The sequence below is a fragment of the Cupriavidus sp. IK-TO18 genome (assembly GCF_015549295.1).
In the GTDB taxonomy this organism is placed as follows: Bacteria; Pseudomonadota; Gammaproteobacteria; order Burkholderiales; family Burkholderiaceae; genus Cupriavidus; species Cupriavidus oxalaticus_A.
Genome location: NZ_JADGMP010000032.1, coordinates 94392 through 120964, shown reverse-complemented (window position 1 = coordinate 120964; position 26573 = coordinate 94392). Strand labels below are relative to the sequence as shown.

Below are 26573 nucleotides of genomic sequence, written 5' to 3'. Positions count from 1 at the left end.
ACCGAAACGGTGCGATATTAAATGTGTTCTGACCCCATTTAAAATTTTTGCGGGGTTTTCAGGATTCCCATATAGTTGCTCCACCCACAGTCATTGTGCGGCGCGTCACGCTCGTGTACGCCGCTGCGGCCCGCAGACAGCTTCGTCCCCATTTTCCTACCCGCCGGATCCAGTCCAGGGTGGATCTGATTAGAAAGCGCGCGGTCCCCGTTCCGGTAGTCCAGCAGTTCGCGCAGCCTTCACCGGAATTCAGCCCGTGGACCAAATGAAGAACCTTTCGGCCCAAGCGCAGACCAGCGAGCAAATCAGCGAGTCTTCCTCCGCCCTCGACCTGCACCAACTGCGTCCGCAGGCGCAAGGCATGTACGACCCGACCAACGAGCATGACGCCTGCGGCGTCGGCATGGTCGCGCACATCAAGGGCAAGAAGTCCCACGAGATCATTTCCCAGGGCCTGAAGATCCTGGAGAACCTGGACCACCGGGGTGCGGTCGGCGCGGACGCGCTGATGGGCGACGGCGCCGGCATCCTGATCCAGATTCCGGACCAGTTCTACCGCGAAGAAATGGCAGCGCAGGGCGTGAGCCTGCCGCCCGCCGGCGAATACGGCGTGGGCATGATCTTCCTGCCGAAGGAACACGCCTCGCGCCTGGCCTGCGAGCAGGAGCTGGAGCGCACGGTCCGCCTGGAAGGCCAGGTCGTGCTGGGCTGGCGCGACGTGCCGGTAGACGCCAACATGCCGATGTCGCCGACGGTGCGCAAGACCGAGCCGGTGATCCGCCAGATCTTCATCGGTCGCGGCCGCGACATCATGACCACGGACGCGCTGGAACGTAAGCTCTACGTCATCCGCAAGACCGCCAGCCACGCCATCCAGGCGCTCAAGCTCAAGCACGGCAAGGAATACTTCGTGCCGTCGATGTCGGCCCGTACCGTTGTGTACAAGGGCCTGCTGCTGGCCAACCAGGTCGGCGAGTACTACCTGGACCTGCAGGACCAGCGCGCCGTGTCGGCCCTGGCCCTGGTGCACCAGCGCTTCTCGACCAACACCTTCCCGGCCTGGGAGCTGGCCCACCCGTACCGCATGGTCGCCCACAACGGCGAAATCAACACGGTCAAGGGCAACGTCAACTGGATCAACGCGCGTACCGGCGCGATCTCGTCGCCGGTGCTGGGCGACGACCTGCCCAAGCTGTGGCCGCTGATCTACCCGGGCCAGTCCGATACGGCATCGTTCGACAACTGCCTCGAACTGCTGACGATGGCCGGCTACCCGCTCGTCCACGCGATGATGATGATGATCCCGGAAGCCTGGGAACAGCACACGCTGATGGACGACAACCGTCGCGCCTTCTACGAATACCACGCCGCCATGATGGAGCCGTGGGACGGCCCCGCCGCGATCTGCTTCACCGACGGCCGCCAGATCGGCGCGACGCTGGACCGCAACGGCCTGCGCCCGGCACGTTTCTACGTGACCGAGGACGACGTCGTGGTGCTGGCCTCGGAAGCCGGCGTGCTGCCGTTCCCCGAGTCGCGCATCGTTGAGAAGTGGCGCCTGCAGCCGGGCAAGATGTTCCTGATCGACATGGAGCAGGGCCGCATCATCGACGACAAGGAACTGAAGGACAACCTGGCCAACGCCAAGCCGTACAAGAGCTGGATCGACGCTGTCCGCATCAAGCTGGACGAGATCGACGCCAAGCCGGAAGACGTCGCTGCCGAGAAGAAGCCGGTGGCCAAGCTGCTGGACCGCCAGCAGGCCTTCGGCTACACCCAGGAAGACGTCAAGTTCCTGATGGCGCCGATGGCGCTGGCCGGCGAAGAAGCCACCGGCTCGATGGGCAACGACTCGCCGCTGGCGATCCTGTCGTCCAAGAACAAGACGCTGTACCACTACTTCAAGCAGCTGTTCGCCCAGGTCACCAACCCGCCGATCGACCCGATCCGCGAGAACATGGTGATGTCGCTGGTGTCGTTCATCGGCCCGAAGCCGAACCTGCTCGAGCTGAACAACATCAATCCGCCGATGCGCCTCGAAGTGTCCCAGCCGGTGCTGGACTTCAAGGACATCGCCAAGATCCGCAACATCGAGCACTACACCGGCGGCAAGTTCCGTTCGTACGAACTGAACATCTGCTACCCGACCGCGTGGGGCAAGGAAGGCATCGAAGCGCGCCTGGCCTCGCTGTGCGCCGAAGCCGTGGATGCGGTGCGTTCGGGCTACAACATCCTGATCGTGACCGACCGCCCGGTGGATGCCGACCACGTTGCCATCCCCGCGCTGCTGGCCACCTCCGCGATCCACCACCACCTGGTGGAGAAGGGCCTGCGCACGTCCACCGGCCTGGTTGTCGAGACCGGCACCGCGCGTGAAGTGCACCACTTCGCGCTGCTGGCCGGCTATGGCGCCGAAGCCGTGCACCCGTACCTGGCGATGGAAACCCTGGCCGACATGGCCAGCGGCCTGTCGGGCGACCTGTCGCCCGAGAAGGCGGTCAAGAACTTCGTCAAGGCGGTCGGCAAGGGCCTGTTCAAGGTGATGTCCAAGATGGGCATCTCCACCTACATGTCGTACACCGGCGCGCAGATCTTCGAAGCCATCGGCCTGTCGCGCGAGCTGGTGCAGAAGTACTTCCACGGCACGCCGTCGAACGTCGAGGGCATCGGCATCTTCGAAGTGGCCGAGGAAGCACTGCGCCTGCACAAGGACGCCTTCGGCAACAGCCCGGTGCTGGAGAACATGCTGGACGCCGGCGGCGAGTACGCCTTCCGCATCCGCGGCGAAGAGCACATGTGGACCCCGGACTCGATCGCCAAGCTGCAGCACTCGGTGCGCGCCGACGACGGCAAGGGCGCCTACCAGACGTACAAGGAATACGCAAACATCATCAACGACCAGAGCAAGCGCCACATGACGCTGCGCGGTCTGTTCGAGTTCAAGGTCGATCCGGCCAAGGCGATTCCGCTGGAAGAAGTCGAGCCGGCCAAGGAGATCGTGCGCCGCTTTGCCACGGGCGCGATGTCGCTCGGCTCGATCTCGACCGAAGCCCACACCACGCTGGCGCTGGCGATGAACCGCATCGGCGGCAAGTCCAACACCGGCGAAGGTGGCGAGGACGAGAAGCGCTACCGCAACGAGCTGCGCGGCATCCCCATCAAGCAGGGCGATACCCTGAAGAGCGTGCTGGGCGACGGCGTGATCGAGACGGACCTGGAACTGAAGGACGGCGATTCGCTGCGCTCGAAGATCAAGCAGGTGGCGTCGGGCCGTTTCGGCGTGACCGCCGAGTACCTGGCTTCGGCCGACCAGATCCAGATCAAGATGGCGCAGGGCGCCAAGCCGGGCGAAGGCGGCCAGCTGCCGGGCCACAAGGTCTCGGACTACATCGGCAAGCTGCGTTACTCGGTGCCGGGCGTGGGCCTGATCTCGCCGCCCCCGCACCACGACATCTACTCGATCGAGGATCTGGCGCAACTGATCCACGACCTGAAGAACGTCAACCCGTCGTCGGATATCTCGGTCAAGCTGGTGTCCGAAGTGGGCGTCGGCACGGTGGCCGCGGGCGTGTCCAAGGCCAAGGCCGACCACGTCGTGATCGCCGGCCATGACGGTGGCACCGGCGCCTCGCCGTGGTCGTCGATCAAGCACGCCGGCACGCCGTGGGAGCTGGGCCTGGCCGAGACGCAGCAGACGCTGCTGCTCAACGGCCTGCGCAACCGCATCCGCGTGCAGGCCGACGGCCAGATGAAGACCGGCCGTGACGTCGTCATCGGCGCGCTGCTGGGCGCCGACGAGTTCGGCTTCGCCACGGCACCGCTGGTTGCCGAGGGCTGCATCATGATGCGCAAGTGCCACCTGAACACCTGCCCGGTGGGCGTGGCCACGCAGGATCCGCAGCTGCGCAAGAAGTTCCAGGGCAAGCCGGAACACGTGGTCAACTTCTTCTTCTTTGTTGCCGAAGAAGCCCGCGAGATCATGGCCCAGCTGGGCATCCGCACCTTCGACGAGCTGATCGGCCGCGCCGACCTGCTCGACACCAAGGCTGGCATCGAGCACTGGAAGGCGCGCGGCCTGGACTTCAGCCGCATCTTCCACCAGGTGTCGCTGGGCGCGGACGTGCCGCTGTACCACACCGACGTGCAGGACCACGGCCTGTCGGCCGAAGCCGGCAAGGCGCTGGACCACGTGCTGATCGCCAAGGCCCGTCCGGCGATCGAGAAGGGCGAGCGCGTGTCGTTCATCCAGCCGGTCAAGAACGTCAACCGTACGGTGGGCGCGATGCTGTCCGGCGTGGTCGCCAAGCAGCATGGCCACGAAGGCCTGCCCGATGACACCATCCACATCCAGCTGCAAGGCACCGCCGGCCAGTCGTTCGGCGCGTTCCTGGCGCACGGCATCACGCTGGACCTGGTGGGTGACGGCAACGACTACGTCGGCAAGGGCCTGTCGGGCGGCCGCGTGATCGTGCGCGCTCCGCACGAGTTCCGCGGCGACCCGACCCGCAACATCATCGTCGGCAACACCGTGCTGTACGGTGCCATCGCCGGTGAAGCGTTCTTCAACGGCGTGGCCGGCGAGCGCTTCGCGGTGCGTAACTCGGGTGCGGTGGCAGTGGTGGAAGGCACCGGCGACCACGGTTGCGAGTACATGACCGGCGGCACGGTGGTGGTGCTGGGCGGCACGGGCCGCAACTTCGCGGCCGGCATGTCGGGCGGCGTGGCCTACGTCTATGACGAGGACGGCCTGTTCGACAAGCGCTGCAACACCTCGATGGTGGCGCTGGAAGCGGTGCTGGCCTCGGCCGACCAGGAGAAGGGCCAGCCCCAGGCTTCGTGGCACAAGGTCGACGGCAAGCGCGTGCTGGATGAAGTCATCCTGCGCAACCTGATCGAGCAGCACTTCCGCTATACCGGTTCCGAGCGCGCCAAGGCGCTGCTGGCTGACTGGACCACGGCACGCCGCAAGTTCGTCAAGGTCTTCCCGACCGAGTACAAGCGCGCGCTGGGCGAGATGTACGCCAAGGAACAGGCCGCCCGCGACAGCGACCGCGAAGCCATCGCGGCCTGAGCGCAGAACCAAGCAGCGATGGGCCGCGGCAGCCGCCGCGGCCCTGACAAGATACTGACCCCACCGCAGGCCCGGCGAAGCCGCCGGTCCCGCGCAGCATGACCAAGGACGCAACATGGGTAAGGCGACTGGCTTTCTCGAATTTCCGCGCCAGAATGAGGGCTACGAACCGGTAGTCAAGCGCGTGAAGCACTACAAGGAATTCGTGTTTGCGCTGTCCGACAGCGAAGCGAAGATCCAGGGTGCGCGCTGCATGGACTGCGGCATCCCGTTCTGCAACAACGGCTGCCCGGTCAACAACATCATTCCCGACTTCAACGACCTGGTGTACCGCCAGGACTGGAAGTCGGCGATCGAGGTCTTGCACCAGACCAACAACTTCCCCGAGTTCACCGGCCGCATCTGCCCGGCACCGTGCGAGGCCGCGTGCACGCTGGGCATCAACGAGCTGCCCGTGGGCATCAAGTCGATCGAGCACGCCATCATCGACAAGGCCTGGGAAGAAGGCTGGGTTGCACCGCAACTGCCGCGCCACAAGACCGGCAAGACCGTCGCCGTGGTCGGCTCCGGCCCCGCCGGCATGGCTGCCGCGCAGCAGCTGGCACGCGCCGGCCATGACGTAACCGTGTTCGAGAAGAACGACCGCATCGGCGGCCTGCTGCGCTACGGCATTCCCGACTTCAAGATGGAGAAGTCGCTGATCGACCGCCGCATGGAACAGATGCAGGCAGAAGGCGTGACCTTCCGCGCCGGCGTGATGGTGACCGATGGCGAACTGCCGGCCGGCATCAAGAACTACGCGCGTGAAACCATCTCGGCCCAGGCCCTGATGGACCAGTTCGACGCCGTAGTGCTGGCGGGCGGCGCGGAAGTGCCGCGCGACCTGCCGGTGCCGGGCCGCGACCTGGACGGCATTCACTTCGCGCTGGAAATGCTGATCCCGCAGAACAAGGAAGTGGCTGGCGATGGCGCCAACGACATCCGCGCCGAAGGCAAGAACGTGATCGTGATCGGTGGCGGCGATACCGGCTCCGACTGCGTGGGCACGTCCAACCGCCACGGCGCCACCTCGGTGACCCAGTTTGAGCTGCTGCCGCAGCCGCCGGAAGAAGAGAACAAGCCGCTGGTGTGGCCGTACTGGCCGATCAAGCTGCGCACCTCGTCGTCGCACGACGAAGGCTGCGAACGCGACTGGTCAGTCGCCACCAAGGAATTCATCGGCGAGAACGGCAAGGTCACCGCGCTGAAGGCCTGCCGCGTCGAGTGGAAGGATGGCCGCATGCAGGAAGTGGAAGGCAGCGAGTTCATCCTGCCGGCCGACCTAGTGCTGCTGGCGATGGGCTTCACCAACCCGGTGGGCTCGATGCTGGAAGCCTTCGGCGTCGACACCGATGCGCGCAAGAACGCCAAGGCCGCCACCGAGGGCGAGCGTGCTTACCACACCAACGTGCCCAAGGTGTTCGCCGCCGGCGACGTGCGCCGTGGCCAGTCGCTGGTGGTGTGGGCCATCCGCGAAGGCCGCCAGGCCGCGCGTTCGGTCGATGCATTCCTGATGGGGCATACCGACCTGCCGCGCTGATCCACAGCTCATTGCCGCAACAAAAAGCCCGCCTGGCGCAAGCCGGCGGGCTTTTTTCGTTGTGGACTCGGCGCCGCGGCGGGCCTCAGCCGGCCAGCGCCTTTTCCATCAGGACCGCGGCGGCGCCATAGTCCGCCAGCTTGCCAGCGTGCCGCGCCGCCGTTTCCACCGCCGCCGGCGCGTACCCGAGCCTGCGCCACCAGGGCGCCGCCGACTGTACGGCAATCAGCCGCGAATGCTTCAGTCCGGCCGCCAGCGCAGCCGCCTGCGCTGCCGCGTACAGGCGTGGCGCCAGCCCGCCGCCGCGGCCGCCAGGCGCCACGGCCATGTCGTGGACGAACCAGGTCAGGGGCGCCGGCGTTGGCGGCTGGCGCCAGCCGTCGTCGAGCACGCCATCGAGCGGGGGCAGGCTGGTCTCGGGCCAGGCGTGGGTGAACAGGTAGGCGGCCAGCGTGCCGGGCCGGTGCGGATCGTCGGCGACCCAGCAGGTGGTGGGGGAGAGCGCCAGCCGGCTGGCCAGCGCGTCGCGGCTTTCCAGCAGCACCTCGGTATAGCAGGCGGCCTGCACGGCCAGCACGGCGGGCAGGTCGGCGGCTGTCATGCGCCGCAGGGGAAACATCGTCATCGCGCGATTATAGCCGGCGGTTCATGCCGGGCCGCGGTGCGGCAGGCACTGGGCGGTGACCTGGTCATGGCGCGTTTGGCTAGGCTGGACAAGGCCTTCAGGGTTCTCCCGGCTATGGTTTACGTGCCTGTGGCCGTCCCGGCAATGTACTTACAATTTTCAAAAAAACAACTCACGGAAACCGCCTCGCGAATCCTTTTTCCCCAGAACCAGCTCGCCGTCCCCTCAGGGGATGGGTGGGAGGAAATTGATGACCGAAGTGCGCAATATGCCGCAGCTTTGGCGAGGTAACGCAAAGTTCGCGTCGTGGCAATCCACGTGGACATTGCTCCGGCGCTGGCTCAAGCCTTTCCTGTGCCTGTATGTCCTGGGCTGTGCCACGCTCGCGCTCGCCGTACCCGCGACGCCGGTGGTAGCCGGGCCGCAGTTGGTACGCAGCATGTCGTTCCCGAACCGGCCGATGCGCCTGATCGTGCCGTTCCCGGCCGGCGGCGTGGCCGACGCGGTCGCCCGCCTGCTGGCGGAGCGCCTGTCTGAGCGGCTGGGTGTGCTGATGGAGGTCGACAACCGCCCTGGCGCAGCCGGCACTACCGCCGGCGATGTCGTCGCCAAGGCCAGCTCGGACGGCCACACGCTGCTTTTCCACCAGGCCAATATGCTGATCCAGCCGGGGCTGGAGCCGGTGCCATATGACGTGGTGCGCGATTTCACCCCGGTGGCGCGGGTCGCCACCACGCCGCTGTTCCTGGTGATCGACGCCCGGCTGCCGATGCGTACGCCGGAGCAGTGGATGACCGCGGTGAAATCCAACCCGGCTTCCTACAGCTACGGCTATGGCCAGCCGGGCAGCCCCTCCCACCTGTACGCCCAGTACGCCGTGCGCGGCATCCGCAACGGCGTGCCGCTGGTCACCGCCAAGGGCGAGGCCGCGGTGGTGCAGGAGATGCTCGCCGGCCGCATCAGCGCCTGCTTCTGTTCGTATGCCGCGGTGCAGAGCCAGGTCCGCAGTGGCGGGCTGCGGCTGATCGGCGTTACCGGCGTGGCGCGCTCGCCGCTGGCGCCGCTGGTGCCAACGCTGCAGGAGTCTGGGTTGGAAGGGTACGCGGCGGCCGCCTGGTTTGGCGTGATGGCGCCCGCCAAGACGCCGCGGGCGATCGTTGCGCGGCTGGCAATCGAACTCGACGCGGTGATGTCCGAGCGCGAGGTGCGCTCCCGGCTGCAGGCCGCCGGGCTGACGACGCTGCGCGATTCGCCGGAGGCGTTCGCCACGGCGATCCGTTCGGAATCGATCCAGTGGCAGGTGATCCTGCGGGACGTCAGCCAGGTGCAGGAACCTTAAAGCGAGAATTTTCGCTCACAGAATCAGACCCTTTCCTATTGCATCGGTCGGCAGCGATGTGGTGCCCGGCACACGGGTGCCAGCAGGGCTAGGTAGTACACCTTATAATGCGCCCCTGTCCCGACCGGTGCCAACGTGACCGACCCTGCTCAAAACCTCGTCGAACTGAATGCGGTGGATTTCGCCTATGCGGACCACGGCAAGCCCATCCTGTCCGGCCTCACCATGCAGTTCCCGCGTGGCAAGGTGATCGCGGTCATGGGCGGTTCGGGGTGCGGCAAGACCACGGTGCTGCGGCTGATCGGCGGCCAGGTGCGCCCGCAGGCGGGCACGGTCCGCTTCGACGGCACCGATATCCACCGGCTGGATACCCGCGGCCTGTACGGGGTGCGGCGCCAGATGGGCATGCTGTTCCAGTTTGGCGCGCTGTTTACCGATTTGTCGGTCTTCGACAATGTGGCCTTCCCGCTGCGCGAGCATACCGACCTGCCGGACTCGATGATCCGCGACCTGGTGCTGATGAAGCTGAACGCGGTCGGCCTGCGCGGCGCCCGCGACCTGATGCCGTCGCAGATCTCGGGCGGCATGGCGCGGCGCGTGGCGCTGGCGCGCGCGATCGCGCTCGATCCCGCGCTGCTGATGTATGACGAGCCCTTCGCCGGCCTCGACCCGATCTCGCTCGGCCTGACCGCCCGCCTGATCCGCAGCCTCAACGACGCGCTCGGCGCGACCACGATCATCGTCTCGCACGACGTGCACGAGACCTTCCAGATCGCCGACTACGTGTATTTCATTGCCGACGGGCGCATCGCCGCGCAGGGCGAGCCCGAGGCGCTGCGCGCCTCCACCGACCCCTTCGTGCACCAGTTCGTCCACGCCGAGGCCGACGGCCCGGTGCCGTTCCACTATCCGGGACCGTCGCTGGCCGAGGACTTTGCCGGAGGTGCGCGGTGATCGGCTTCCTTGCCACCATCGGCGCGGCCGTGCGCCGCAGCGTGACGGGCCTGGGCCATGCCACGCGCATGTTCCTTGCCGTGCTGGGCCTGTCGCCGGCGCTGCTGCGCCGCTTCCGGCTCGTGACCGACCAGGTTTTCTTTGTCGGCAACCTGTCGCTGGTGATCATCGCCGTGTCGGGCCTGTTCGTCGGCTTCGTGCTCGGCCTGCAGGGCTATTACACGCTGAACCGCTACGGCTCGGAGCAGGCGCTGGGCCTGCTGGTGGCGCTGTCGCTGGTGCGCGAACTGGGGCCGGTGGTGACCGCGCTGCTGTTTGCGGGCCGCGCCGGCACTTCGCTGACCGCCGAGATCGGCCTGATGAAGGCGGGCGAGCAGCTGACCGCGATGGAAATGATGGCGGTGAATCCGCTGCAGCGCGTGGTTGCGCCGCGTTTCTGGGCGGGCGTGATCGCCATGCCGGTGCTGGCGGCGATCTTCAGCGCGGTGGGCATCCTGGGCGGCTACGTGGTCGGCGTGCAGCTGATCGGCGTCGACGCCGGCGCGTTCTGGTCGCAGATGCAGGGCGGCGTCGACGTGCGCGCCGACGTGCTCAACGGCGTGGTCAAGAGCTTTATTTTCGGCATTGCCGTGACGTTCATCGCCTTGTACCAGGGCTTTGAGGCCAAGCCGACGCCCGAAGGCGTCTCGCGCGCGACCACCCGCACCGTGGTGATCGCGTCGCTGGCGGTGCTGGGGCTGGATTTCCTGCTGACCGCGCTGATGTTCAGCAACTGAGGCCGCACCAGAAGCGCGGGCGATACTGACAAAAAAGACAGCGACAAGACACTACAGGGTTGAAGAAAGAGATTCCAATGAAAAAGATCACACTCGATTTCTGGGTGGGGCTGTTTGTTGCGGCGGGGTTTGTGGCCCTGCTGTTCCTGGCCCTCAAGGCGGGCAACATGAGCGCCTTTACCTTCCAGGACACTTACAGCGTGCAGGCCCGCTTCGACAATATCGGCGGGCTCAAGCCGCGCGCGCCGGTCAAGAGCGCCGGCGTGGTGGTCGGCCGCGTCGCGGCGATCCGCTTCGACGACAAGACCTACCAGGCCACCGTCGAGATGAACCTGGAGAAGCGCTACCAGTTTCCCAAGGACACCTCGGCCAAGATCCTGACCTCGGGCCTGTTGGGCGAGCAATACATCGGCCTGGAAGCCGGTGGCGACACCGCCATGCTGGCCGATGGCGCCCGCATCACCATGACGCAGTCCGCGGTGGTGCTGGAAAACCTGATCGGGCAGTTCCTGTACAACAAGGCGGCGGATGCCGGTGGTGCCAGCGGCTCGCCCGCGGCCGGCGCCAGCGCGCCGGCGCTGGGTGGGGATGCCAAATGAGGGTTGTCCCCCCCGTCAAGCCGGGCCGCGTTGCACGCCGCCCGGTGGCCGGCCTGATGGCCGCGGCGGCAGCCGCTGCGCTGATCGCCGGCTGCGCCACCGGCCCCACGGCCAACCCGAAGGATCCACTGGAGCCCTTTAACCGCGAAGTCTCGAAGATCAACGAGGACTTCGACAAGGGCATCCTGCGCCCGGTGGCCGAGCTGTACGCCGACTACATGCCGACGCCGGTGCAGCGCGCGGTGGAGAATTTCTTCTCCAACGTCAGCGATGCCTATTCGGCGGTGAACAACCTGCTGCAGGGCAAGCCCACGCGCGCCGCCGAGGATTCGATGCGGGTCGCGATGAACTCGGTGCTCGGCCTGGGCGGCCTGATCGACATCGCCACGCCGGCCGGCCTGCCCAAGTACAAGGAAGACTTCGGCCAGACGCTGGGTGTGTGGGGCGTGCCGCCAGGCCCGTACCTGGTGCTGCCGCTGTTCGGCCCGAGCTCGGTGCGCGATACCGGCGGCATGCTGGTGGACCGCCAGTTCGACCCGTCGGCCTATATCTACCCGGTATCGCTGCGCAATTCGCTGGCCGGCGTGCGCATCGTCGCGGGCCGCGCGCAGCTGCTGGGCGCGAGCAACCTGCTGGAGCAGGCGGCGCTGGACAAGTACTCGTTCCTGCGCGACTCCTACCTGCAGCGGCGCCAGTACCTGGTTTACGATGGCAATCCGCCGGAAGCCGACGACGCTGACAGCGATGGCGCCGCACCCGCAGCACCGGCTGCCCCGGATGACGCCGGCGAGAAGCCTGCTGGCGCCACCACGCCCGCGGCACCGGCACCTGCCGCACAACCGGCGGATGCGTCCGCGCCCGCGGCCACGCCGCCGGCCGATGCGTCGGCCCCGGCCGCCACGCCTCCCAAGGGCGACATCCAGCCGGAAAGCCAGAGCCTGCCGGTGCCGCCGGTGGAGCCGATGCAGCGTATCGTCCCCGGCGTGATCCGCATTCGCTAAGCGCCTTGTGCGCCAGTCCCGGGGGCCGGCGCCAGGCTGTGAATGCCCTGTCAGGGCTGAAACAATTTGTTTGGAAGTGGCGGAGAAGGCGCTGGTCCGTGCGACGCGCGGGCCGTGCTTATGTTCCAATCACCGCAAGGCCGCTGCCGGCAGGCGGCGCCAGTCCGGTGTACTTCGCCGGCAAACGTCTTTGAGAAAGAAGGAAAAATCCATGATTAAGCGACTGTTGGTCCCCTTCCTTACGGTAGTAGCCTTCGCCGGCGCTGCCCATGCACAGGTGTCGGGCACGGACGCCGCCACGCCGGACGGGCTGGTGAAGGCCGTGGTCAACGACGTAATGACGACCGTCAAGGCCGACAAGGACATGCAGGCCGGCAATATTGCCAAGATCACCGCGCTGGTCGAGCAAAAGATCATCCCCAACGCCAACTTCCAGAAGACCACGCAGATCGCGATGGGCCGCAACTGGTCGAAGGCGACGCCCGAGCAGCAGAAGCAGATCACCGAGGAGTTCAAGACCCTGCTGATCCGCACCTACGCCGGCGCCATCGCGCAGATCCGTGACCAGGCCGTGCAATACCGCCCGTACCGCGGCACGCCTGAGGACACCGATGCCACCATCCGCACCCAGGTCATCAACAAGGGCGAGCCGATCCAGATGGACTACCGCCTGGAGAAGACCGCGAACGGCTGGAAGGTCTACGACATCAACGTGCTGGGTGCGTGGCTGACCGAGGCCTACAAGGGCAGCTTCAATACCATCGTCGGCCAGCAGGGCGTCGAGGGTGTGATCAAGACGCTGCAGGACCGCAACCGCCAGCTGGCCAACGCCAAGAGCTAAGCCGCGGCGAGCGCGCGCCGCTGCAATGCAGCACAGCGCGCCGATCTTGCACTACAATGGCCGTTCGCGGCACTGGCTCCCGCCTCAGCGCGGGAGCTTTTGTTTGCGCCGCCTTGCTCTCCATCCAAGCCGATTACGTTTCCTGACGCCACCATGCTTTCGCTGGGTACCTCGCTGACCAACCAGAACGCCGCGGCCGTGCTGCGCGACGGGCTGGCGCGCGTGGCGCAGGGCGGGGCGCAGGGCAAGGTGCAGGTCGATTGCACGGGCCTGGCGCAGGTGGATTCCTCCGCAGTTGCCGTGCTGCTGGCGTGGCATCGTGCCGCAGCCGCGCGCAACCTGGCGCTGTCGCTGCGCGGGGTGCCGGCGCAGCTGTCGCAGCTGGCCGGCCTGTATGGCGTCGATGGCCTGCTGGGCCTGGCGAACGGCGCTGACGCGCTTTCCCGTCCGGGCCACCACCACCGACATTGATCCGGCATCGCCGGGCGCAGCGATTGCGTCCGAACGCGATGCCCCGGCGACGGCCTGGTGCGTCGCCGCGCCCAGCGGACCATCCGGTGGGGGATCAAGCGGGACCTACCCCTGATCCCCTATAATTCCGGGTTGTTCGCCCTTCCCCCCGCCTGATTCCGGTGCATGCCAAGCCGGCCCAGGAAATCCGGGCACACAGTAGTTCCCCATTCCAGGCGGCTGGCCCCCCAAAAAAGGCCGGACACGCCACAGACAACGGCCATGAAAGCCATTGAAATCCACGACGTCCGCAAGCGCTACCGCAACCTCCAGGCGCTCAAGGGCGTCAGCTTCACCGTCGAACGCGGCGAATTCTTCGGCCTGCTCGGGCCGAACGGCGCCGGCAAGACCACGCTGATCTCGATTCTCGCCGGCCTGAACCGCGCCGACTCCGGTGGCGTCCGTGTGCTGGGCCACGATGTCGTATCCGACTACCGGATGGCGCGGCGTATGCTTGGCGTGGTGCCGCAGGAGCTGGTTTTCGACCCGTTCTTCACGGTGCGCGAGACGCTGCGGCTGCAGTCCGGCTATTTCGGCCTGACCCGCAACGACGACTGGATCGACGAGATCATGGCCAACCTGGACCTGACCAGCAAGGCCGATTCCAATATGCGCCAGTTGTCCGGTGGCATGAAGCGCCGCGTGCTGGTGGCGCAGGCGCTGGTACACCGCCCGCCGGTGATCGTGCTGGACGAACCCACCGCCGGCGTCGACGTCGAGCTGCGCCAGACGCTGTGGAAATTCATCTCGCGCCTGAACCGGGAAGGCCACACCATCATCCTGACCACGCACTACCTGGAAGAGGCCGAGGCGCTGTGTGACCGCATCGCCATGCTCAAGTTCGGCGAAGTGGTGGCGCTGGACCGCACCAGCAACCTGCTGACGCAGTTCGCCGGGCTGCAACTGGTGCTGACTTTCGCGCAGGGCACCCTGCCGCATGCGCTGGAGCCGCTGCGTATGCCGGCCAACCCGGGCGAGCGCGCGGTGCGGCTGCGGCTGTCGGGCTACCAGGCGGTCGAGCCGATCCTGGCCGCCTGCCGCGAAGCGGGCTGTGACATCGAAGACATGGAAATCAACAAGGCCGACCTCGAAGACGTGTTTGTCCAGATCATGCGCCGCGAGGGCCACATGCCGGGCGCGCTGCCCGACCCCGCCATGGAGGCCGCGGCATGAAGCAGCCTGGCGAAATCGAACTGGTGGAAGACGCCCGCCTGGGCCCGATGGCCGTTGGCGGCCTGGTCGGCTTCCGGACCCTGCTGTACAAGGAAGTGCTGCGCTTCTGGAAGGTCAGCTTCCAGACCGTGGCCGCGCCGGTGCTGACCGCGGTGCTGTACCTGCTGATCTTCGGCCACGTGCTGGAAGACCGCGTCAAGATCTACGACCAGATCAGCTACACCGCCTTCCTGGTGCCCGGCCTGGTGATGATGAGCGTGCTGCAGAACGCCTTCGCCAACAGCTCGTCGTCGCTGATCCAGTCCAAGATCACCGGCAACCTGGTGTTCGTGCTGCTGCCGCCGCTGTCGCACTGGGAGATGTTCGGTGCCTATGTGCTGGCCTCGGTGATCCGCGGGCTGACCGTGGGCCTGGGCGTGCTGCTGGTGACGGCATGGTTTGCCAACCTGCACTTTGCCAACATCGGCTGGATCGTGGTGTTCGCACTGCTGGGCGCGGGCATCCTCGGTACGCTTGGCCTGATCGCCGGCATCTGGGCCGAGAAGTTCGACCAGCTCGCCGCGTTCCAGAACTTCCTGATCATGCCGGCCACTTTCCTGTCCGGCGTGTTCTATTCGATCCATTCGCTGCCGGCCTTCTGGCAGGCGGTGTCCCATGCCAATCCGTTCTTCTACATGATCGACGGCTTCCGCTATGGCTTCTTCGGCGTCTCGGACGTGTCGCCGCTGTTTAGCCTGGCGGTGGTGGGATCGGCCTTCGTGGTGCTGGCGGCGCTGGCGCTGCGGCTGCTGAAATCCGGCTACAAGCTGCGCCACTGAGCGCCGCCGCACTGACATCGCGCACATTCTGAATACGCTGAAGAGAACCCCATGCTGCCTACACCGGAACAAGTCAGGGAATACATTGCCCAAGGATTGCCCTGCGAACATCTGGAAGTCGAGGGCGACGGCCAGCACTTCTTTGCCACCATCGTCAGCAACGAGTTCGAAGGCAAGCGGCTGATCCAGCGCCACCAGCGTGTCTATGCCGCGCTGGGCGACCGCATGCGCGCCGAGATCCATGCGCTGTCGATGAAGACGCTGACGCCCGCCGAGTGGCAGGCAGGTGAGGGCAAGTAAGCTCAGGCCGTGCCGCACCGCGCCGCATGCGCGGTTGAAAACAATGATGCCGGGTCCAGGCCCGGCCAGAACCGACACAACATGGACAAATTCCAGATCCAGGGCAACGGTCCGCTACGGGGCGAAGTCCGCGTTTCGGGCGCCAAGAATGCCGCGCTGCCGATCCTGTGCGCGGGCTTGCTCACGGCCGATACCGTCTCGCTGGATAACGTGCCCAACCTGCAGGACGTGCGCACCACGCTCAAGCTGCTGCGCCTGATGGGCATGCGCGCCGAGCAGGATGGCGCCACCGTCGCGCTCAACGGCGCCGACGTCAACTCGCTCGAAGCCCCGTACGAGCTGGTCAAGACCATGCGCGCCTCGATCCTGGTGCTGGGTCCGCTGGTGGCGCGCTTCGGCGAGGCCCGGGTCTCGCTGCCCGGCGGCTGCGGCATCGGCGCGCGGCCGGTCGACCAGCACATCAAGGGCCTGCAGGCGATGGGCGCCGAGATCAGCATCGAGCATGGCTTTATCCATGCCCGTGCCCGGCGCCTGAAAGGCGCGCGCGTGGTCACCGACATGATCACCGTGACCGGCACCGAGAACCTGCTGATGGCCGCCACGCTGGCCGAAGGCGAAACCGTGCTGGAAAACGCCGCGCGCGAGCCGGAAGTCACCGACCTGGCTCACCTGCTGGTCAAGATGGGCGCGAAGATCGACGGCATCGGCACTGACCGGCTGGTGGTGCAGGGCGTCGACAGGCTGCACGGCGCCCGCCACAGCGTGGTCGCAGATCGCATCGAGGCCGGGACCTTCCTGTGCGCGGCGGCCGCGACGCTGGGCGAACTGGTGCTGCGCGACGTGCGCCCGGACCTGCTCGACGCCGTGCTCGACAAGCTGCGCGAAGCCGGCGCCCGCATCGAGACCGGCGCCGACTGGATCCGCCTGGCGATGCCGCACCGCGCCAGGGCGGTGAGCTTCCGCACCTCGGAATACCCCGCCTTCCCGACCGACATGCAGGCCCAGTTCATGGCGTTGAATGCCGTGGCCGAAGGCACCGCGCGCGTGACCGAGACCATCTTCGAGAACCGGTTCATGCACGTGCAGGAACTGAACCGACTCGGCGCCGACATCGCCGTGGAAGGCAACACCGCGGTGGTCAGCGGCGTGCCGCGCCTGTCCGGCGCCAGCGTGATGGCGACCGACCTGCGCGCCTCCGCCAGCCTGGTCATCGCCGGCCTGGTCGCCGAGGGCGACACCGTGATCGACCGTATCTATCACCTGGACCGCGGCTACGACCGCATGGAAGACAAGCTGTCTGCAGTGGGCGCCAAGATTCGCCGCATTGCCTGAGCACGAGGACTGACGCACGATGAGCCCCACTTTCAACGCATCGCCCAACCAGCTGACGCTGGCGCTGTCCAAGGGCCGCATCTTCACCGAGACGCTGCCGCTGCTCGAAGCCGCCGGCATCCAGGTCACCGAGGATCCCGAGACCTCGCGCAAGCTGATCCTGCCGACCTCGGACCCCGCCGTGCGCGTGGTGATCGTGCGCGCTTCGGACGTGCCGACCTACGTGCAGTACGGCGCCGCCGACTTCGGCGTGGCCGGCAAGGACGTGCTGATGGAGCATGGCATGGCCGGCCTGTACGCGCCGATCGACCTCAATATCGCCCGCTGCCGCATGTCGGTGGCGGTGCCGGCCGGGTTTGACTACGCCAGCGCGGTGCGCCAGGGCGCGCGCCTGGCGGTGGCCACCAAGTACGTGCAGACCGCGCGCGAGCATTTTGCGAAAAAGGGCGTTCACGTCGATCTGATCAAGCTGTACGGTTCGATGGAGCTGGGCCCGCTGGTGGGCCTGTCCGATGCCATCGTCGACCTGGTCAGCACCGGCAGCACGCTGCGCGCCAACAACCTGGTCGAAGTGGAAGAGATCGTGCAAATTTCGTCGCGGCTGGTGGTGAACCAGGCTGCGCTCAAACTCAAGCGCGAGCGGCTGGCGCCGATCCTCGACGCTTTCGAACGCGCTTCGGCGGCGCTGGTGTAGGGCCACATCGGGCCACATCAGGCCGGTACCGACCGAGAAGGAAAAGAAGTCATGAACGCAACCGTATCCGAAATGGAAAACCTGCCGATCCGCCGGCTTGATTCCAGCGAGCCGGGCTTTGCCGAGGCGCTGCGCCAGGTGCTGGCCTTCGAGGCCGGCGAGGACGAGGCCATCGACCGTGCCGCGGCACAGATCCTGGCCGACGTGAAGGTCCGCGGCGACGCCGCGGTGCTGGAGTACACGAAGCGCTTCGACCGCATGGAAGCGCCGTCGATCGCGGCGCTCGAGCTGTCCCAGACTGAACTGGAAGCCGCTCTCGAAGACCTCGAGCCCAAGCGCCGCGCCGCGCTGGAAGCCGCTGCCGCGCGCGTGCGTGCCTACCACGAGAAGCAGAAGATCGAGTGCGGCAGCCACAGCTGGGAGTACACCGAGGCCGACGGCACCATGCTGGGCCAGAAGGTGACGCCGCTGGACCGCGTCGGCATCTACGTGCCGGGCGGCAAGGCCGCCTACCCATCGTCGGTGCTGATGAACGCGATCCCGGCGCGTGTGGCCGGCGTGAAGGAGATCATCATGGTCGTGCCCACGCCCGGCGGCGTGCGCAACGAGCTGGTGCTGGCCGCCGCGCAGATCGCCGGCGTCGACCGCGTCTTCACCATCGGTGGCGCGCAGGCCGTGGGCGCGCTGGCCTACGGCACCGCGACGCTGCCGCAGGTCGACAAGATCGTCGGCCCGGGCAATGCCTATGTGGCCGCGGCCAAGCGGCGCGTGTTCGGCACCGTCGGCATCGACATGATCGCCGGGCCTTCCGAGATCCTGGTGATCTGCGACGGCACCACCGACCCCGACTGGGTGGCGATGGACCTGTTCTCGCAGGCCGAGCACGACGAACTGGCGCAGTCGATCCTGCTGTGCCCGGACTCGGACTACATCGCCCGTGTCGAAGCCAGCATCCAGCGCCAGCTGCCGACCATGCCGCGCCGCGACGTGATCGCTTCGTCGATCTCCGGCCGCGGCGCGCTGGTCAAGGTGCGCGACATGGAAGAAGCCTGCGAGATCGCCAACGCGATCGCGCCGGAGCACCTGGAAATCTCCGCCGAGAACCCGCGCCAGTGGAGCGAGAAGATCCGCCACGCCGGCGCCATCTTCCTCGGCCGCTATACCAGCGAATCGTTGGGCGACTACTGCGCCGGCCCCAACCACGTGTTGCCGACCTCGCGCACGGCGCGCTTCTCGTCGCCGCTGGGCGTCTATGACTTCCTGAAGCGCTCGAGCCTGATCGAGGTCAGCGAGGGCGGGGCGCAGATGCTTGGCCAGATCGCCGCCGAGCTCGCGTATGGCGAAGGTCTGCAGGCCCACGCCCGCAGCGCGGAATACCGTTTCAAGCGCAGTTGATTTACTGAACCAACGCAGTCAAACCAGGAGTTTCCATGTCAGCCGTAGAGCCCTCCCTGATCGAACGCATCATCCGTGACGACGTGCGCGCCATGGGCGCCTACCACGTCCCGGATTCGCACGGTCTGGTCAAGCTCGACGCGATGGAAAACCCGTACCGCCTGCCGCAGGAGCTGCGCCAGCAGCTGGCCGCGCGGCTGGGCGAGGTGGCGCTGAACCGCTACCCGGTGCCCAGCAGCGAAGCGCTGCGCGCCAGGCTCAAGGATGTGATGCAGGTGCCCGCCGGCATGGACGTGCTGCTGGGCAACGGCTCGGACGAGATCATCAGCATGCTGGCGCTGGCCGCGGCCAAGCCGGGCGCCACGGTGATGGCGCCGGTGCCGGGCTTTGTCATGTATGCGATGTCGGCGCAGTTTGCCGGGCTCGAGTTCGTCGGCGTACCGCTGCGCGCCGACTTCACTCTCGATCGCGACGCCATGCTGGCGGCGATGGCCGAGCACCAGCCCGCCATCATTTACCTGGCCTATCCGAACAACCCCACCGGCAACCTGTTCGACGCGGCCGACATGGAGGCCATCCTCCGTGCCGCGCAAGGCGATGTCTGCAACAGCCTGGTGGTGGTCGACGAGGCCTACCAGCCGTTCGCGCAGCAAAGCTGGATGCCGCGCCTGACGGACTTCGGCAACCTGCTGGTGATGCGCACCGTGTCCAAGCTCGGCCTGGCCGGCATCCGCCTGGGCTACCTGGCCGGGGCGCCGGAGTGGCTGGCGCAGATCGACAAGGTGCGCCCGCCCTACAACGTCAACGTGCTGACCGAGGCCGCCGCGCTCTTCGCGCTGGAGCATGTGTCGGTGCTGGACGAACAGGCCGCGCAACTGCGCGCCGAGCGCACCCGCGTGGCCGACGGCATGGCCGCGCATGCAGGCGTCACGGTGTTCCCAAGCGCCGCCAACTTCCTGCTGGCGCGCGTGCCGGATGCGGCACAGACCTTCGACCGCCTGCTGGCGCGGAAGGTATTGATCAAGAACGTGAGTAAAATGCACCCGTTGCTGGCCAATTGTCTGCGCGTCACGGTCAGCACGCCCGAAGAAAACGCGCAGTTCCTTGAGGCATTCGCAGCGTCGCTGCAGGATTAACACCATGCGTGTTGCAGAGGTCACCCGCAATACTTCGGAAACGCAAATCCGCGTTTCCCTGAATCTCGACGGCACCGGCCGCCAGAAGCTGGCGTCGGGCGTGCCGTTCCTCGACCACATGCTCGACCAGATCGCCCGGCATGGCATGTTCGACCTGGAGGTCGAAGCCACCGGCGACACGCATATCGACGACCACCACACGGTGGAAGACGTCGGCATCACGCTCGGCCAGGCCGTCGCCAGGGCCATTGGCGACAAGAAGGGCATCACCCGCTACGGCCACAGCTACGTGCCGCTGGACGAATGCCTGTCGCGCGTGGTGATCGACTTCTCCGGCCGCCCCGGCCTGGAATTCCACGTGCCGTTCACCCGTGCGCGCGTGGGCAGCTTCGACGTCGACCTGACCATCGAGTTCTTCCGCGGTTTCGTCAACCATGCGGGCGTGACCCTGCATATCGACAACCTGCGCGGCATAAATGCCCACCATCAGTGCGAAACCGTGTTCAAGGCCTTTGGCCGGGCACTGCGCATGGCGGTGGAGCTGGATCCGCGCGCGGCCAACACGATCCCGTCGACCAAGGGTACGCTCTGAGCTTCCTGAACCCGTAGGCGTGCCGGCTGGTTGCGGCGCCCGCCCACCTCTCTATCCAATACCGCCAGCGATGCTGGCAACCCGCAACCGATGGATACGCTCAAGTCGTTTATCTCGCTGCTGGCGCTGATCAACCCGATCGGGGCGATCCCGTTCTTCATCAGCCTGACCAGCCAGCAGACCGAAGCGGAAAAGCTGCGTACCATCAAGATCGCGTCGATCTCGGTGGCGATCGTGGTGGCGGTGTCGGCGTTGCTGGGGCAGCAGATCATCGAGTTCTTCAATATCTCGGTGGCATCGCTGCAGGTGGGTGGCGGCCTCATCATGATCATGATGGCCATGAACATGCTGAACGCGCAGACCGGCCGCACCAAGGCCACGCCGGAAGAAGAGGATGAGGCCGAGGTAAAGTCCAGCATCGCGGTGGTGCCGCTGGCGCTGCCGCTGCTGACCGGGCCGGGCTCGATCAGCACGGTGATCGTCTATGCCGGCAAGACCCAGCACTGGTACCAGCTGCTGATTTTGGTGGGCATTGGCGCGCTGCTGGGTTCGGTGGTGTACATGGTGTTCCGCGCGGCCGACCCGATCGCCCGGGTGATCGGCCGCACCGGCATCAATATCGGCACGCGCCTGATGGGGCTGATCCTGTCGGCGCTGGCTGTTGAATTCATCGTGGACGGGCTGAAGACATTGTTGCCTGTTTTGAAATCATGACTACCATAGCAATTGTGGATTACGGCATGGGCAACCTGCGCTCGGTGGCGCAGGCACTGCGTGCCGCGGCACCGGAAGCGGACGTGCGGGTGGTGGATGCCCCCGAAGGCATCCGCAGCGCGGATCGCGTGGTGCTGCCCGGCCAGGGCGCGATGCCGGACTGCATGTCGGCACTGGGCGCCTCGGGCTTGCAGGAAGCGGTGGTCGAGGCCGCCGGCAGCAAGCCGATGCTTGGTGTGTGCGTCGGCGAACAGATGCTGTTCGAGTTCAGCACCGAAAGTCGTGCTGGCGCGGACCGCACACCGGCGCTGGGGCTGATGCCCGGCCAGGTGGTGCGTTTTGCGCTGGACGGCATGACGCAGCCCGATGGCTCGCGTTTCAAGGTGCCGCAGATGGGCTGGAACCGGGTGCGCCAGGCGAAGCCGCACCCGCTGTGGGCCGGGATTCCCGACGACAGCTGGTTCTATTTCGTCCACAGTTACTACGTGCAGGCGCAGGATCCGGCCCATATCGCCGGCGAAACGGAGTATGGAGTCGTGTTTACCAGCGCGGTAGCCCGCGATAATATTTTCGCGACGCAGTTCCACCCCGAGAAGAGCGCGGCCCTGGGCCTGCAGCTGTACCGGAACTTCGTCCACTGGAATCCATAAGGCGCACCGGACACCCCGAATCGCTTGTTTGACGATTGTTCGACCGAGAACCAGACAGACCCGTCACCGGACCCTGACCCTTCACGCAACCCGTCAAGCGACCAGTTCCCGATCGAACATCGACCCCGACCTGACCGGCCTCGCCGGTCTCGCTCAACCTCACTTACTCAACCACGCTCGTCACGCATATGTTGCTCATTCCGGCCATCGACCTGAAGGACGGTCAGTGTGTACGCCTCAAACAAGGCGACATGGACCAGGCCACCGTCTTTTCCGAAGATCCCGCCGCCATGGCACGCCACTGGGTGGAGCAGGGCGCGCGGCGCCTCCACCTGGTGGACCTGAACGGCGCGTTCGTGGGCAAGCCCCGCAACGAGGCAGCCATCAAGGCCATCATCGCCGAGGTCGGCGATGAGATCCCGGTGCAACTGGGGGGCGGTATCCGCGACCTGAACACCATCGAACGCTGGCTGGACGACGGCTTGTCGTACGTCATCATCGGCACCGCGGCGGTGAAGAATCCCGGCTTCCTGAAGGACGCCTGCTCGGCCTTCGGCGGCCACATCATCGTCGGCCTCGATGCCAAGGACGGCAAGGTCGCCACCGACGGCTGGAGCAAGCTGACCGGGCATGAAGTGGCGGACCTGGCGCGCAAGTATGAAGACTACGGTGTCGAAGCCATCATCTATACCGACATCGGCCGCGACGGCATGCTGCAGGGGATCAATATCGACGCCACCGTCAAGCTGGCGCAGTCGATGTCGATCCCGGTGATCGCCAGCGGCGGCCTGTCCAACCTGGCGGATATCGACAACCTGTGCGCGGTCGAGGGCGAGGGTGTGGAAGGCGTCATCTGTGGCCGCGCGATCTACTCCGGTGATCTGAACTTTGCCGATGCGCAGGCCCGTGCCGACAAGCTGCGCGACGGCCAGTAAGGCCAACGCGGGCCCAACGCAAGCCAACGCGCCCGCGGGCGCAGCCGCTGTCGCACCGGTGCCTTGCCGGCGCGGCGGCGGACAAGGACTCTCATGCTAGCCAAACGTATCATCCCCTGCCTGGACGTGACCAACGGGCGGGTGGTCAAGGGCGTCAACTTCGTCGAGCTGCGCGATGCGGGCGACCCCGTGGAAATCGCGCGCCGCTATGACGAGCAGGGCGCCGACGAAATCACATTCCTCGACATCACCGCCACCAGCGACGGGCGCGACCTGATGCTGCATATCATCGAGGACGTCGCCTCGCAGGTGTTCATTCCGCTGACGGTCGGCGGCGGCGTGCGCACGGTCGAAGACGTGCGGCGCCTGCTCAATGCCGGCGCGGACAAGATCAGCGTCAACTCGTCGGCCATCGCCAACCCGCAGCTGGTGTCCGACGCCACCGCCAAATACGGTTCGCAGTGCATCGTGGTGGCGATCGATGCCAAGCGCAGCTCCGCCCCGGGCGAGCCGTCGCGCTGGGAAGTCTTCACCCACGGCGGGCGCAAGGCTACCGGCCTGGACGCGGTCGAATGGGCGCGTGAAATGGCCGCGCGCGGCGCCGGCGAGATCCTGCTGACCAGCATGGACCGCGACGGCACCAAGAGCGGCTTCGACCTGGAACTGACCCGCGCCGTCAGCGACGCGGTGCCGGTGCCGGTGATCGCCTCGGGCGGCGTCGGCGGGCTGCAGGACCTCGCCGACGGCATCACCAAGGGCCGCGCCGACGCGGTGCTGGCCGCCAGCATCTTCCACTACGGCCAGCATACCGTGGGCGAAGCCAAGGCATTCATGGCCCGCGAGGGCATTCCCGTGCGGATCTGATCATGGCAAAGAAGTGGCTCAACAAGGTCAAGTGGGACGATAACGGCCTGGTGCCGGTGATCGTGCAGGAAGTGGGTTCGAACGACGTGCTGATGTTCGCGTTCATGAACCGCGACGCGCTGCAGCGCACCGTGGAACTGGGCGAGGCCGTGTTCTGGTCGCGCTCGCGCAAGCGCCTGTGGCACAAGGGCGAAGAGTCCGGCCACGTGCAGAAGGTGCATGAGATCCGCCTCGACTGCGACGAGGACGTGGTGCTGCTCAAGGTCACGCAGGTGGACAGCATCGCCTGCCATACCGGGCGCCATTCCTGCTTCTTCCAGAAATTCGAGGGCGATGCGGAGGCGGGTGACTGGCAGACCGTCGAGCCCGTGTTGAAAGACCCTGCACAGATCTATACCAAGCCATGAGCGACACCCAACCGAGCAGCAGCGATGTGCTGGCACGCGTGGCCGAAGTGCTCGAATCGCGCAAGCCCGCCAATGGCGGCGACCCCGCCAAGTCCTATGTTGCCAAGCTGTACAGCAAGGGCGACGACGCGATCCTGAAGAAGATCGGCGAGGAAGCCACCGAGACCGTGATGGCGGCCAAGGACGCGCGCGCTGCCGGCCACAGCGGCAGCGAGGCCGGCAAGCTGGTCTATGAGGTGGCGGACCTGTGGTTCCACACCCTGGTGTTGCTGGCAAACTTCGGGCTGGGCCCGGACGACGTGGTCAACGAACTGGCACGGCGAGAAGGGCTCTCCGGCCTGGAAGAAAAAGCCCGGCGCAAGGAAGAGGGCTGACCTGCTGACCAGTCGCTGTGCTGGCCAGTTTCCCGCCTGCCGCGAGGCAGGCCATCGCAGAACAAGGGCAAACATGGCGAACGACTATACCGCGCAGGTTACCGGCCCCAGCAGCGAACAGCAGAGCAGCCTGCGCAAGCTGCTGCATATCCTGTACGCGCTGTACGCGATCTTCTGGCTGACCGGCGGCATTACCGCGCTGATCGCTATCATCATCGACTACGTCAAGCGCGACGACGCGCGCGGTTCGCTGTATGCCTCGCACTTCGCATGGCAGATCCGCTCGTTCTGGTGGTCGGTGGCGTGGGCGGTGCTGGGCGGCGTGCTGTTCGCCACCGTGGTGCTGATGCCGCTGGCGTTTGCGGTGTGGGCCGTGCTGTCGCTGTGGATGCTGTATCGTATCGTCAAGGGCTGGCTGTACCTCAACGACAGCAAGCCGATGTACCCGGATCAGCAGTTCTGATGCCGGGCGGACACGGTACCCTCGGGGTGCAGGGTTCGCCGCAATGAAATTTTCATGAACGTTCAGGATAATTGCATCTTCTGCAAGATCGTGGCCGGCCGGATACCGTCGCGCAAGGTGTACGAAGACGACGACATGGTGGCCTTTCACGATATCCATCCCAAGGCCCCGGTACACCTGCTGGTCATCCCCAAGTCGCATGTCGACTCGCTGGCCGATTGCGGCGCCGGCGAAGGGGAGGTGCTTGCTAGAATGATGCTGAAGGTGCCTGAACTGGCGCGCGCGGCAGGCTGTGGCAACGGCTTCCGGACGGTGATCAATACCGGGCCGGACGGCGGCCAGGACATCTACCACCTGCATCTGCATGTGCTCGGTGGGCCGCGCCACGAGTGGAAGGGACCGCTGCCCTGAACGGGCAGCCTTGGCATGGGAGCGCCCGGGCGGCAACGCCGGGGCAAATGCTGCGCCGGCAACCGTCGCCCGGCGCGGCCATAACGGGACGGAACAACGGGTCCGGGCGACTATGACTACGCCCGAGGCTTCACCAGGAGCAAGAGATGGGTTCGTTTAGCATTTGGCACTGGCTGATCGTGCTGGTGATCGTCATGCTTGTGTTTGGCACCAAGAAGCTGCGCAATATCGGCCAGGACCTGGGCGGCGCGGTCAAGGGTTTCAAGGATGGCATGAAGGACGGCGAAGACAAGGAAAAGTCGGCCCAGGCCGCCCAGTCCAAGGAACTGCGCGACTCCACCACCATCGACGTAGAAGCCAAGGAAAAGTCGCGCCAGCAGCAGTAAGCCGGCGGTGCGCTATCCCCTTCCCGCGATCGTGGCTGCCTGTGCGCAGCCCCGCGTCTCCGCTGTCTTCCGCATGATGTCCGCATGATTGATCTCGGCATTTCCAAGCTGGCGCTGATCGGTGCCGTGGCACTGATCGTGATCGGTCCCGAGCGGCTGCCCAAGGTCGCCCGCACCGTTGGCGCTCTGGTCGGCCGCGCGCAACGCTATATCAATGACGTCAAGGCCGAGGTCAGCCGCGAAGTCGAGCTGGAAGAATTGCGCAAGATGCGCTCTGAATTCGAGGAAGCGGCGCGCGACGTCGAGCGCACCATCCACAAGGAAGTCAGCGAGCAGACCCAGGCACTGAACGAAGCGCTCGGCGGCACTGAAGCGGGCACCGAAGGCGTCAGCGCCGGCGGCGACAGCTTCGTGCCAAGCTGGGACGCGGCGCACAAGGCTCACAACGGCCGCAAGAGCTGGCGCGTGAAGCAGGGCGCGCGGCCGCTGTGGTTCAAGCGCCAGCACAATGTGCGGGTCTGGGTGCAGTCGGGCGCCGCGCGCGTGAAGCGCCACCGCCCGGCCAGCCGGCCGTCCCGTTCCTTCTTCGAGTGAGCATGTTGCGCGTGCCGGCCCATGCCGGGGCTGCCGCCGC

General features: G+C 66.3%; 28 protein-coding genes. 27 read left to right on the top strand and 1 reads right to left on the bottom strand.

The window, feature by feature from the left end; genetic code table 11:
• The first annotated feature begins 361 nt into the window (after positions 1–361).
• On the top strand, positions 362–5071 hold the full coding sequence (locus tag IPF36_RS25110) for a glutamate synthase-related protein (RefSeq protein WP_133093537.1): 4710 nt from the start codon (positions 362–364) through the stop codon (positions 5069–5071).
• Positions 5072–5186: 115 nt separating this feature from the next.
• The gene (locus IPF36_RS25105; protein WP_133093451.1) at positions 5187–6650 is read left to right on the top strand and encodes a glutamate synthase subunit beta; all 1464 of its coding nucleotides are present in this window, start codon (positions 5187–5189) and stop codon (positions 6648–6650) included.
• Between the two features lie 85 nt (positions 6651–6735).
• On the opposite strand, the gene IPF36_RS25100 is transcribed toward IPF36_RS25105, so the two are convergent.
• The gene (locus IPF36_RS25100; protein WP_195431083.1) at positions 6736–7275 is read right to left on the bottom strand and encodes a GNAT family N-acetyltransferase; all 540 of its coding nucleotides are present in this window, start codon (positions 7273–7275) and stop codon (positions 6736–6738) included.
• 250 nt (positions 7276–7525) lie between these two features.
• Here IPF36_RS25100 and IPF36_RS25095 point away from each other — a divergent pair, with 250 nt between their 5' ends.
• The 25 genes from IPF36_RS25095 to tatB all read left to right on the top strand — a co-directional run bounded on the left by IPF36_RS25095 (position 7526) and on the right by tatB (position 26533).
• Positions 7526–8614 (top strand): tripartite tricarboxylate transporter substrate binding protein, encoded by a 1089-nt coding sequence (locus IPF36_RS25095; RefSeq protein ID WP_135706059.1) that lies wholly within the window; start codon positions 7526–7528, stop codon positions 8612–8614.
• Positions 8615–8749: 135 nt separating this feature from the next.
• Positions 8750–9568 carry an ABC transporter ATP-binding protein gene (locus IPF36_RS25090; RefSeq protein WP_135706058.1) on the top strand — a complete coding sequence of 273 codons (819 nt, stop codon included), beginning with the start codon at positions 8750–8752 and terminating at the stop codon, positions 9566–9568.
• Positions 9565–10344: a lipid asymmetry maintenance ABC transporter permease subunit MlaE gene (gene mlaE, locus IPF36_RS25085; protein WP_135706057.1), complete on the top strand. Its 780-nt coding sequence runs from the start codon at positions 9565–9567 to the stop codon at positions 10342–10344. Before IPF36_RS25090 ends, mlaE begins: the two co-directional genes overlap by 4 nt.
• 77 nt (positions 10345–10421) lie before the next feature.
• Positions 10422–10943 (top strand): outer membrane lipid asymmetry maintenance protein MlaD, encoded by a 522-nt coding sequence (mlaD, locus tag IPF36_RS25080; RefSeq protein ID WP_133093456.1) that lies wholly within the window; start codon positions 10422–10424, stop codon positions 10941–10943.
• Positions 10944–10999: 56 nt separating this feature from the next.
• The gene (locus IPF36_RS25075) at positions 11000–11944 is read left to right on the top strand and encodes a VacJ family lipoprotein (protein WP_133093538.1); all 945 of its coding nucleotides are present in this window, start codon (positions 11000–11002) and stop codon (positions 11942–11944) included.
• 211 nt (positions 11945–12155) lie between these two features.
• Positions 12156–12785, top strand: a complete 630-nt coding sequence (locus IPF36_RS25070; protein ID WP_133093457.1) for a phospholipid-binding protein MlaC — start codon at positions 12156–12158, stop codon at positions 12783–12785.
• A gap of 153 nt (positions 12786–12938) precedes the next feature.
• Positions 12939–13256 carry a lipid asymmetry maintenance protein MlaB gene (locus IPF36_RS25065; protein WP_133093458.1) on the top strand — a complete coding sequence of 106 codons (318 nt, stop codon included), beginning with the start codon at positions 12939–12941 and terminating at the stop codon, positions 13254–13256.
• 261 nt (positions 13257–13517) lie between these two features.
• The gene (locus tag IPF36_RS25060; protein WP_133093459.1) at positions 13518–14468 is read left to right on the top strand and encodes an ABC transporter ATP-binding protein; all 951 of its coding nucleotides are present in this window, start codon (positions 13518–13520) and stop codon (positions 14466–14468) included.
• Positions 14465–15286: an ABC transporter permease gene (locus IPF36_RS25055; protein ID WP_133093460.1), complete on the top strand. Its 822-nt coding sequence runs from the start codon at positions 14465–14467 to the stop codon at positions 15284–15286. The genes IPF36_RS25060 and IPF36_RS25055 overlap by 4 nt, the downstream gene beginning before the upstream one ends.
• Before the next feature lie 51 nt (positions 15287–15337).
• On the top strand, positions 15338–15586 hold the full coding sequence (locus tag IPF36_RS25050; RefSeq protein ID WP_133093461.1) for a BolA family protein: 249 nt from the start codon (positions 15338–15340) through the stop codon (positions 15584–15586).
• A 9-nt stretch (positions 15587–15595) separates the two neighbouring features.
• The gene (gene murA / locus IPF36_RS25045; protein ID WP_368671194.1) at positions 15596–16918 is read left to right on the top strand and encodes a UDP-N-acetylglucosamine 1-carboxyvinyltransferase; all 1323 of its coding nucleotides are present in this window, start codon (positions 15596–15598) and stop codon (positions 16916–16918) included.
• Positions 16919–16937: 19 nt separating this feature from the next.
• On the top strand, positions 16938–17612 hold the full coding sequence (hisG, locus tag IPF36_RS25040; protein WP_029047631.1) for an ATP phosphoribosyltransferase: 675 nt from the start codon (positions 16938–16940) through the stop codon (positions 17610–17612).
• A 51-nt stretch (positions 17613–17663) separates the two neighbouring features.
• Positions 17664–19007 (top strand): histidinol dehydrogenase, encoded by a 1344-nt coding sequence (gene hisD / locus IPF36_RS25035; protein ID WP_133093463.1) that lies wholly within the window; start codon positions 17664–17666, stop codon positions 19005–19007.
• A 35-nt stretch (positions 19008–19042) separates the two neighbouring features.
• The gene (gene hisC / locus IPF36_RS25030) at positions 19043–20143 is read left to right on the top strand and encodes a histidinol-phosphate transaminase (protein WP_135706055.1); all 1101 of its coding nucleotides are present in this window, start codon (positions 19043–19045) and stop codon (positions 20141–20143) included.
• A gap of 4 nt (positions 20144–20147) precedes the next feature.
• A complete protein-coding gene (gene hisB, locus IPF36_RS25025; RefSeq protein ID WP_019451384.1) occupies positions 20148–20735 on the top strand; it encodes an imidazoleglycerol-phosphate dehydratase HisB in 588 nt (195 codons plus the stop codon).
• 90 nt (positions 20736–20825) lie between these two features.
• Positions 20826–21449, top strand: coding sequence for a YchE family NAAT transporter (locus IPF36_RS25020; protein ID WP_133093465.1), 624 nt, complete (start codon positions 20826–20828; stop codon positions 21447–21449).
• Positions 21446–22099: an imidazole glycerol phosphate synthase subunit HisH gene (hisH, locus tag IPF36_RS25015; protein ID WP_165971443.1), complete on the top strand. Its 654-nt coding sequence runs from the start codon at positions 21446–21448 to the stop codon at positions 22097–22099. Before IPF36_RS25020 ends, hisH begins: the two co-directional genes overlap by 4 nt.
• Positions 22100–22287: 188 nt before the next feature.
• Positions 22288–23034: a 1-(5-phosphoribosyl)-5-[(5-phosphoribosylamino)methylideneamino]imidazole-4-carboxamide isomerase gene (gene hisA, locus IPF36_RS25010; protein ID WP_029047635.1), complete on the top strand. Its 747-nt coding sequence runs from the start codon at positions 22288–22290 to the stop codon at positions 23032–23034.
• Between the two features lie 93 nt (positions 23035–23127).
• On the top strand, positions 23128–23898 hold the full coding sequence (hisF, locus tag IPF36_RS25005; protein WP_063241228.1) for an imidazole glycerol phosphate synthase subunit HisF: 771 nt from the start codon (positions 23128–23130) through the stop codon (positions 23896–23898).
• A gap of 2 nt (positions 23899–23900) precedes the next feature.
• Complete coding sequence (hisI, locus tag IPF36_RS25000) at positions 23901–24305, top strand: phosphoribosyl-AMP cyclohydrolase (RefSeq protein ID WP_063241227.1); 405 nt, start codon at positions 23901–23903, stop codon at positions 24303–24305.
• Positions 24302–24679 (top strand): phosphoribosyl-ATP diphosphatase, encoded by a 378-nt coding sequence (locus IPF36_RS24995; protein WP_133093467.1) that lies wholly within the window; start codon positions 24302–24304, stop codon positions 24677–24679. Before hisI ends, IPF36_RS24995 begins: the two co-directional genes overlap by 4 nt.
• A 73-nt stretch (positions 24680–24752) precedes the next feature.
• Positions 24753–25142, top strand: a complete 390-nt coding sequence (locus tag IPF36_RS24990; protein ID WP_133093468.1) for a hypothetical protein — start codon at positions 24753–24755, stop codon at positions 25140–25142.
• Between the two features lie 54 nt (positions 25143–25196).
• Complete coding sequence (locus IPF36_RS24985) at positions 25197–25553, top strand: histidine triad nucleotide-binding protein (RefSeq protein WP_195431080.1); 357 nt, start codon at positions 25197–25199, stop codon at positions 25551–25553.
• 146 nt (positions 25554–25699) lie between these two features.
• Positions 25700–25939: a Sec-independent protein translocase subunit TatA gene (gene tatA, locus IPF36_RS24980; protein WP_133093470.1), complete on the top strand. Its 240-nt coding sequence runs from the start codon at positions 25700–25702 to the stop codon at positions 25937–25939.
• 84 nt (positions 25940–26023) lie between these two features.
• Complete coding sequence (gene tatB / locus IPF36_RS24975) at positions 26024–26533, top strand: Sec-independent protein translocase protein TatB (RefSeq protein WP_133093471.1); 510 nt, start codon at positions 26024–26026, stop codon at positions 26531–26533.
• The last annotated feature ends 40 nt before the right edge of the window (positions 26534–26573 follow it).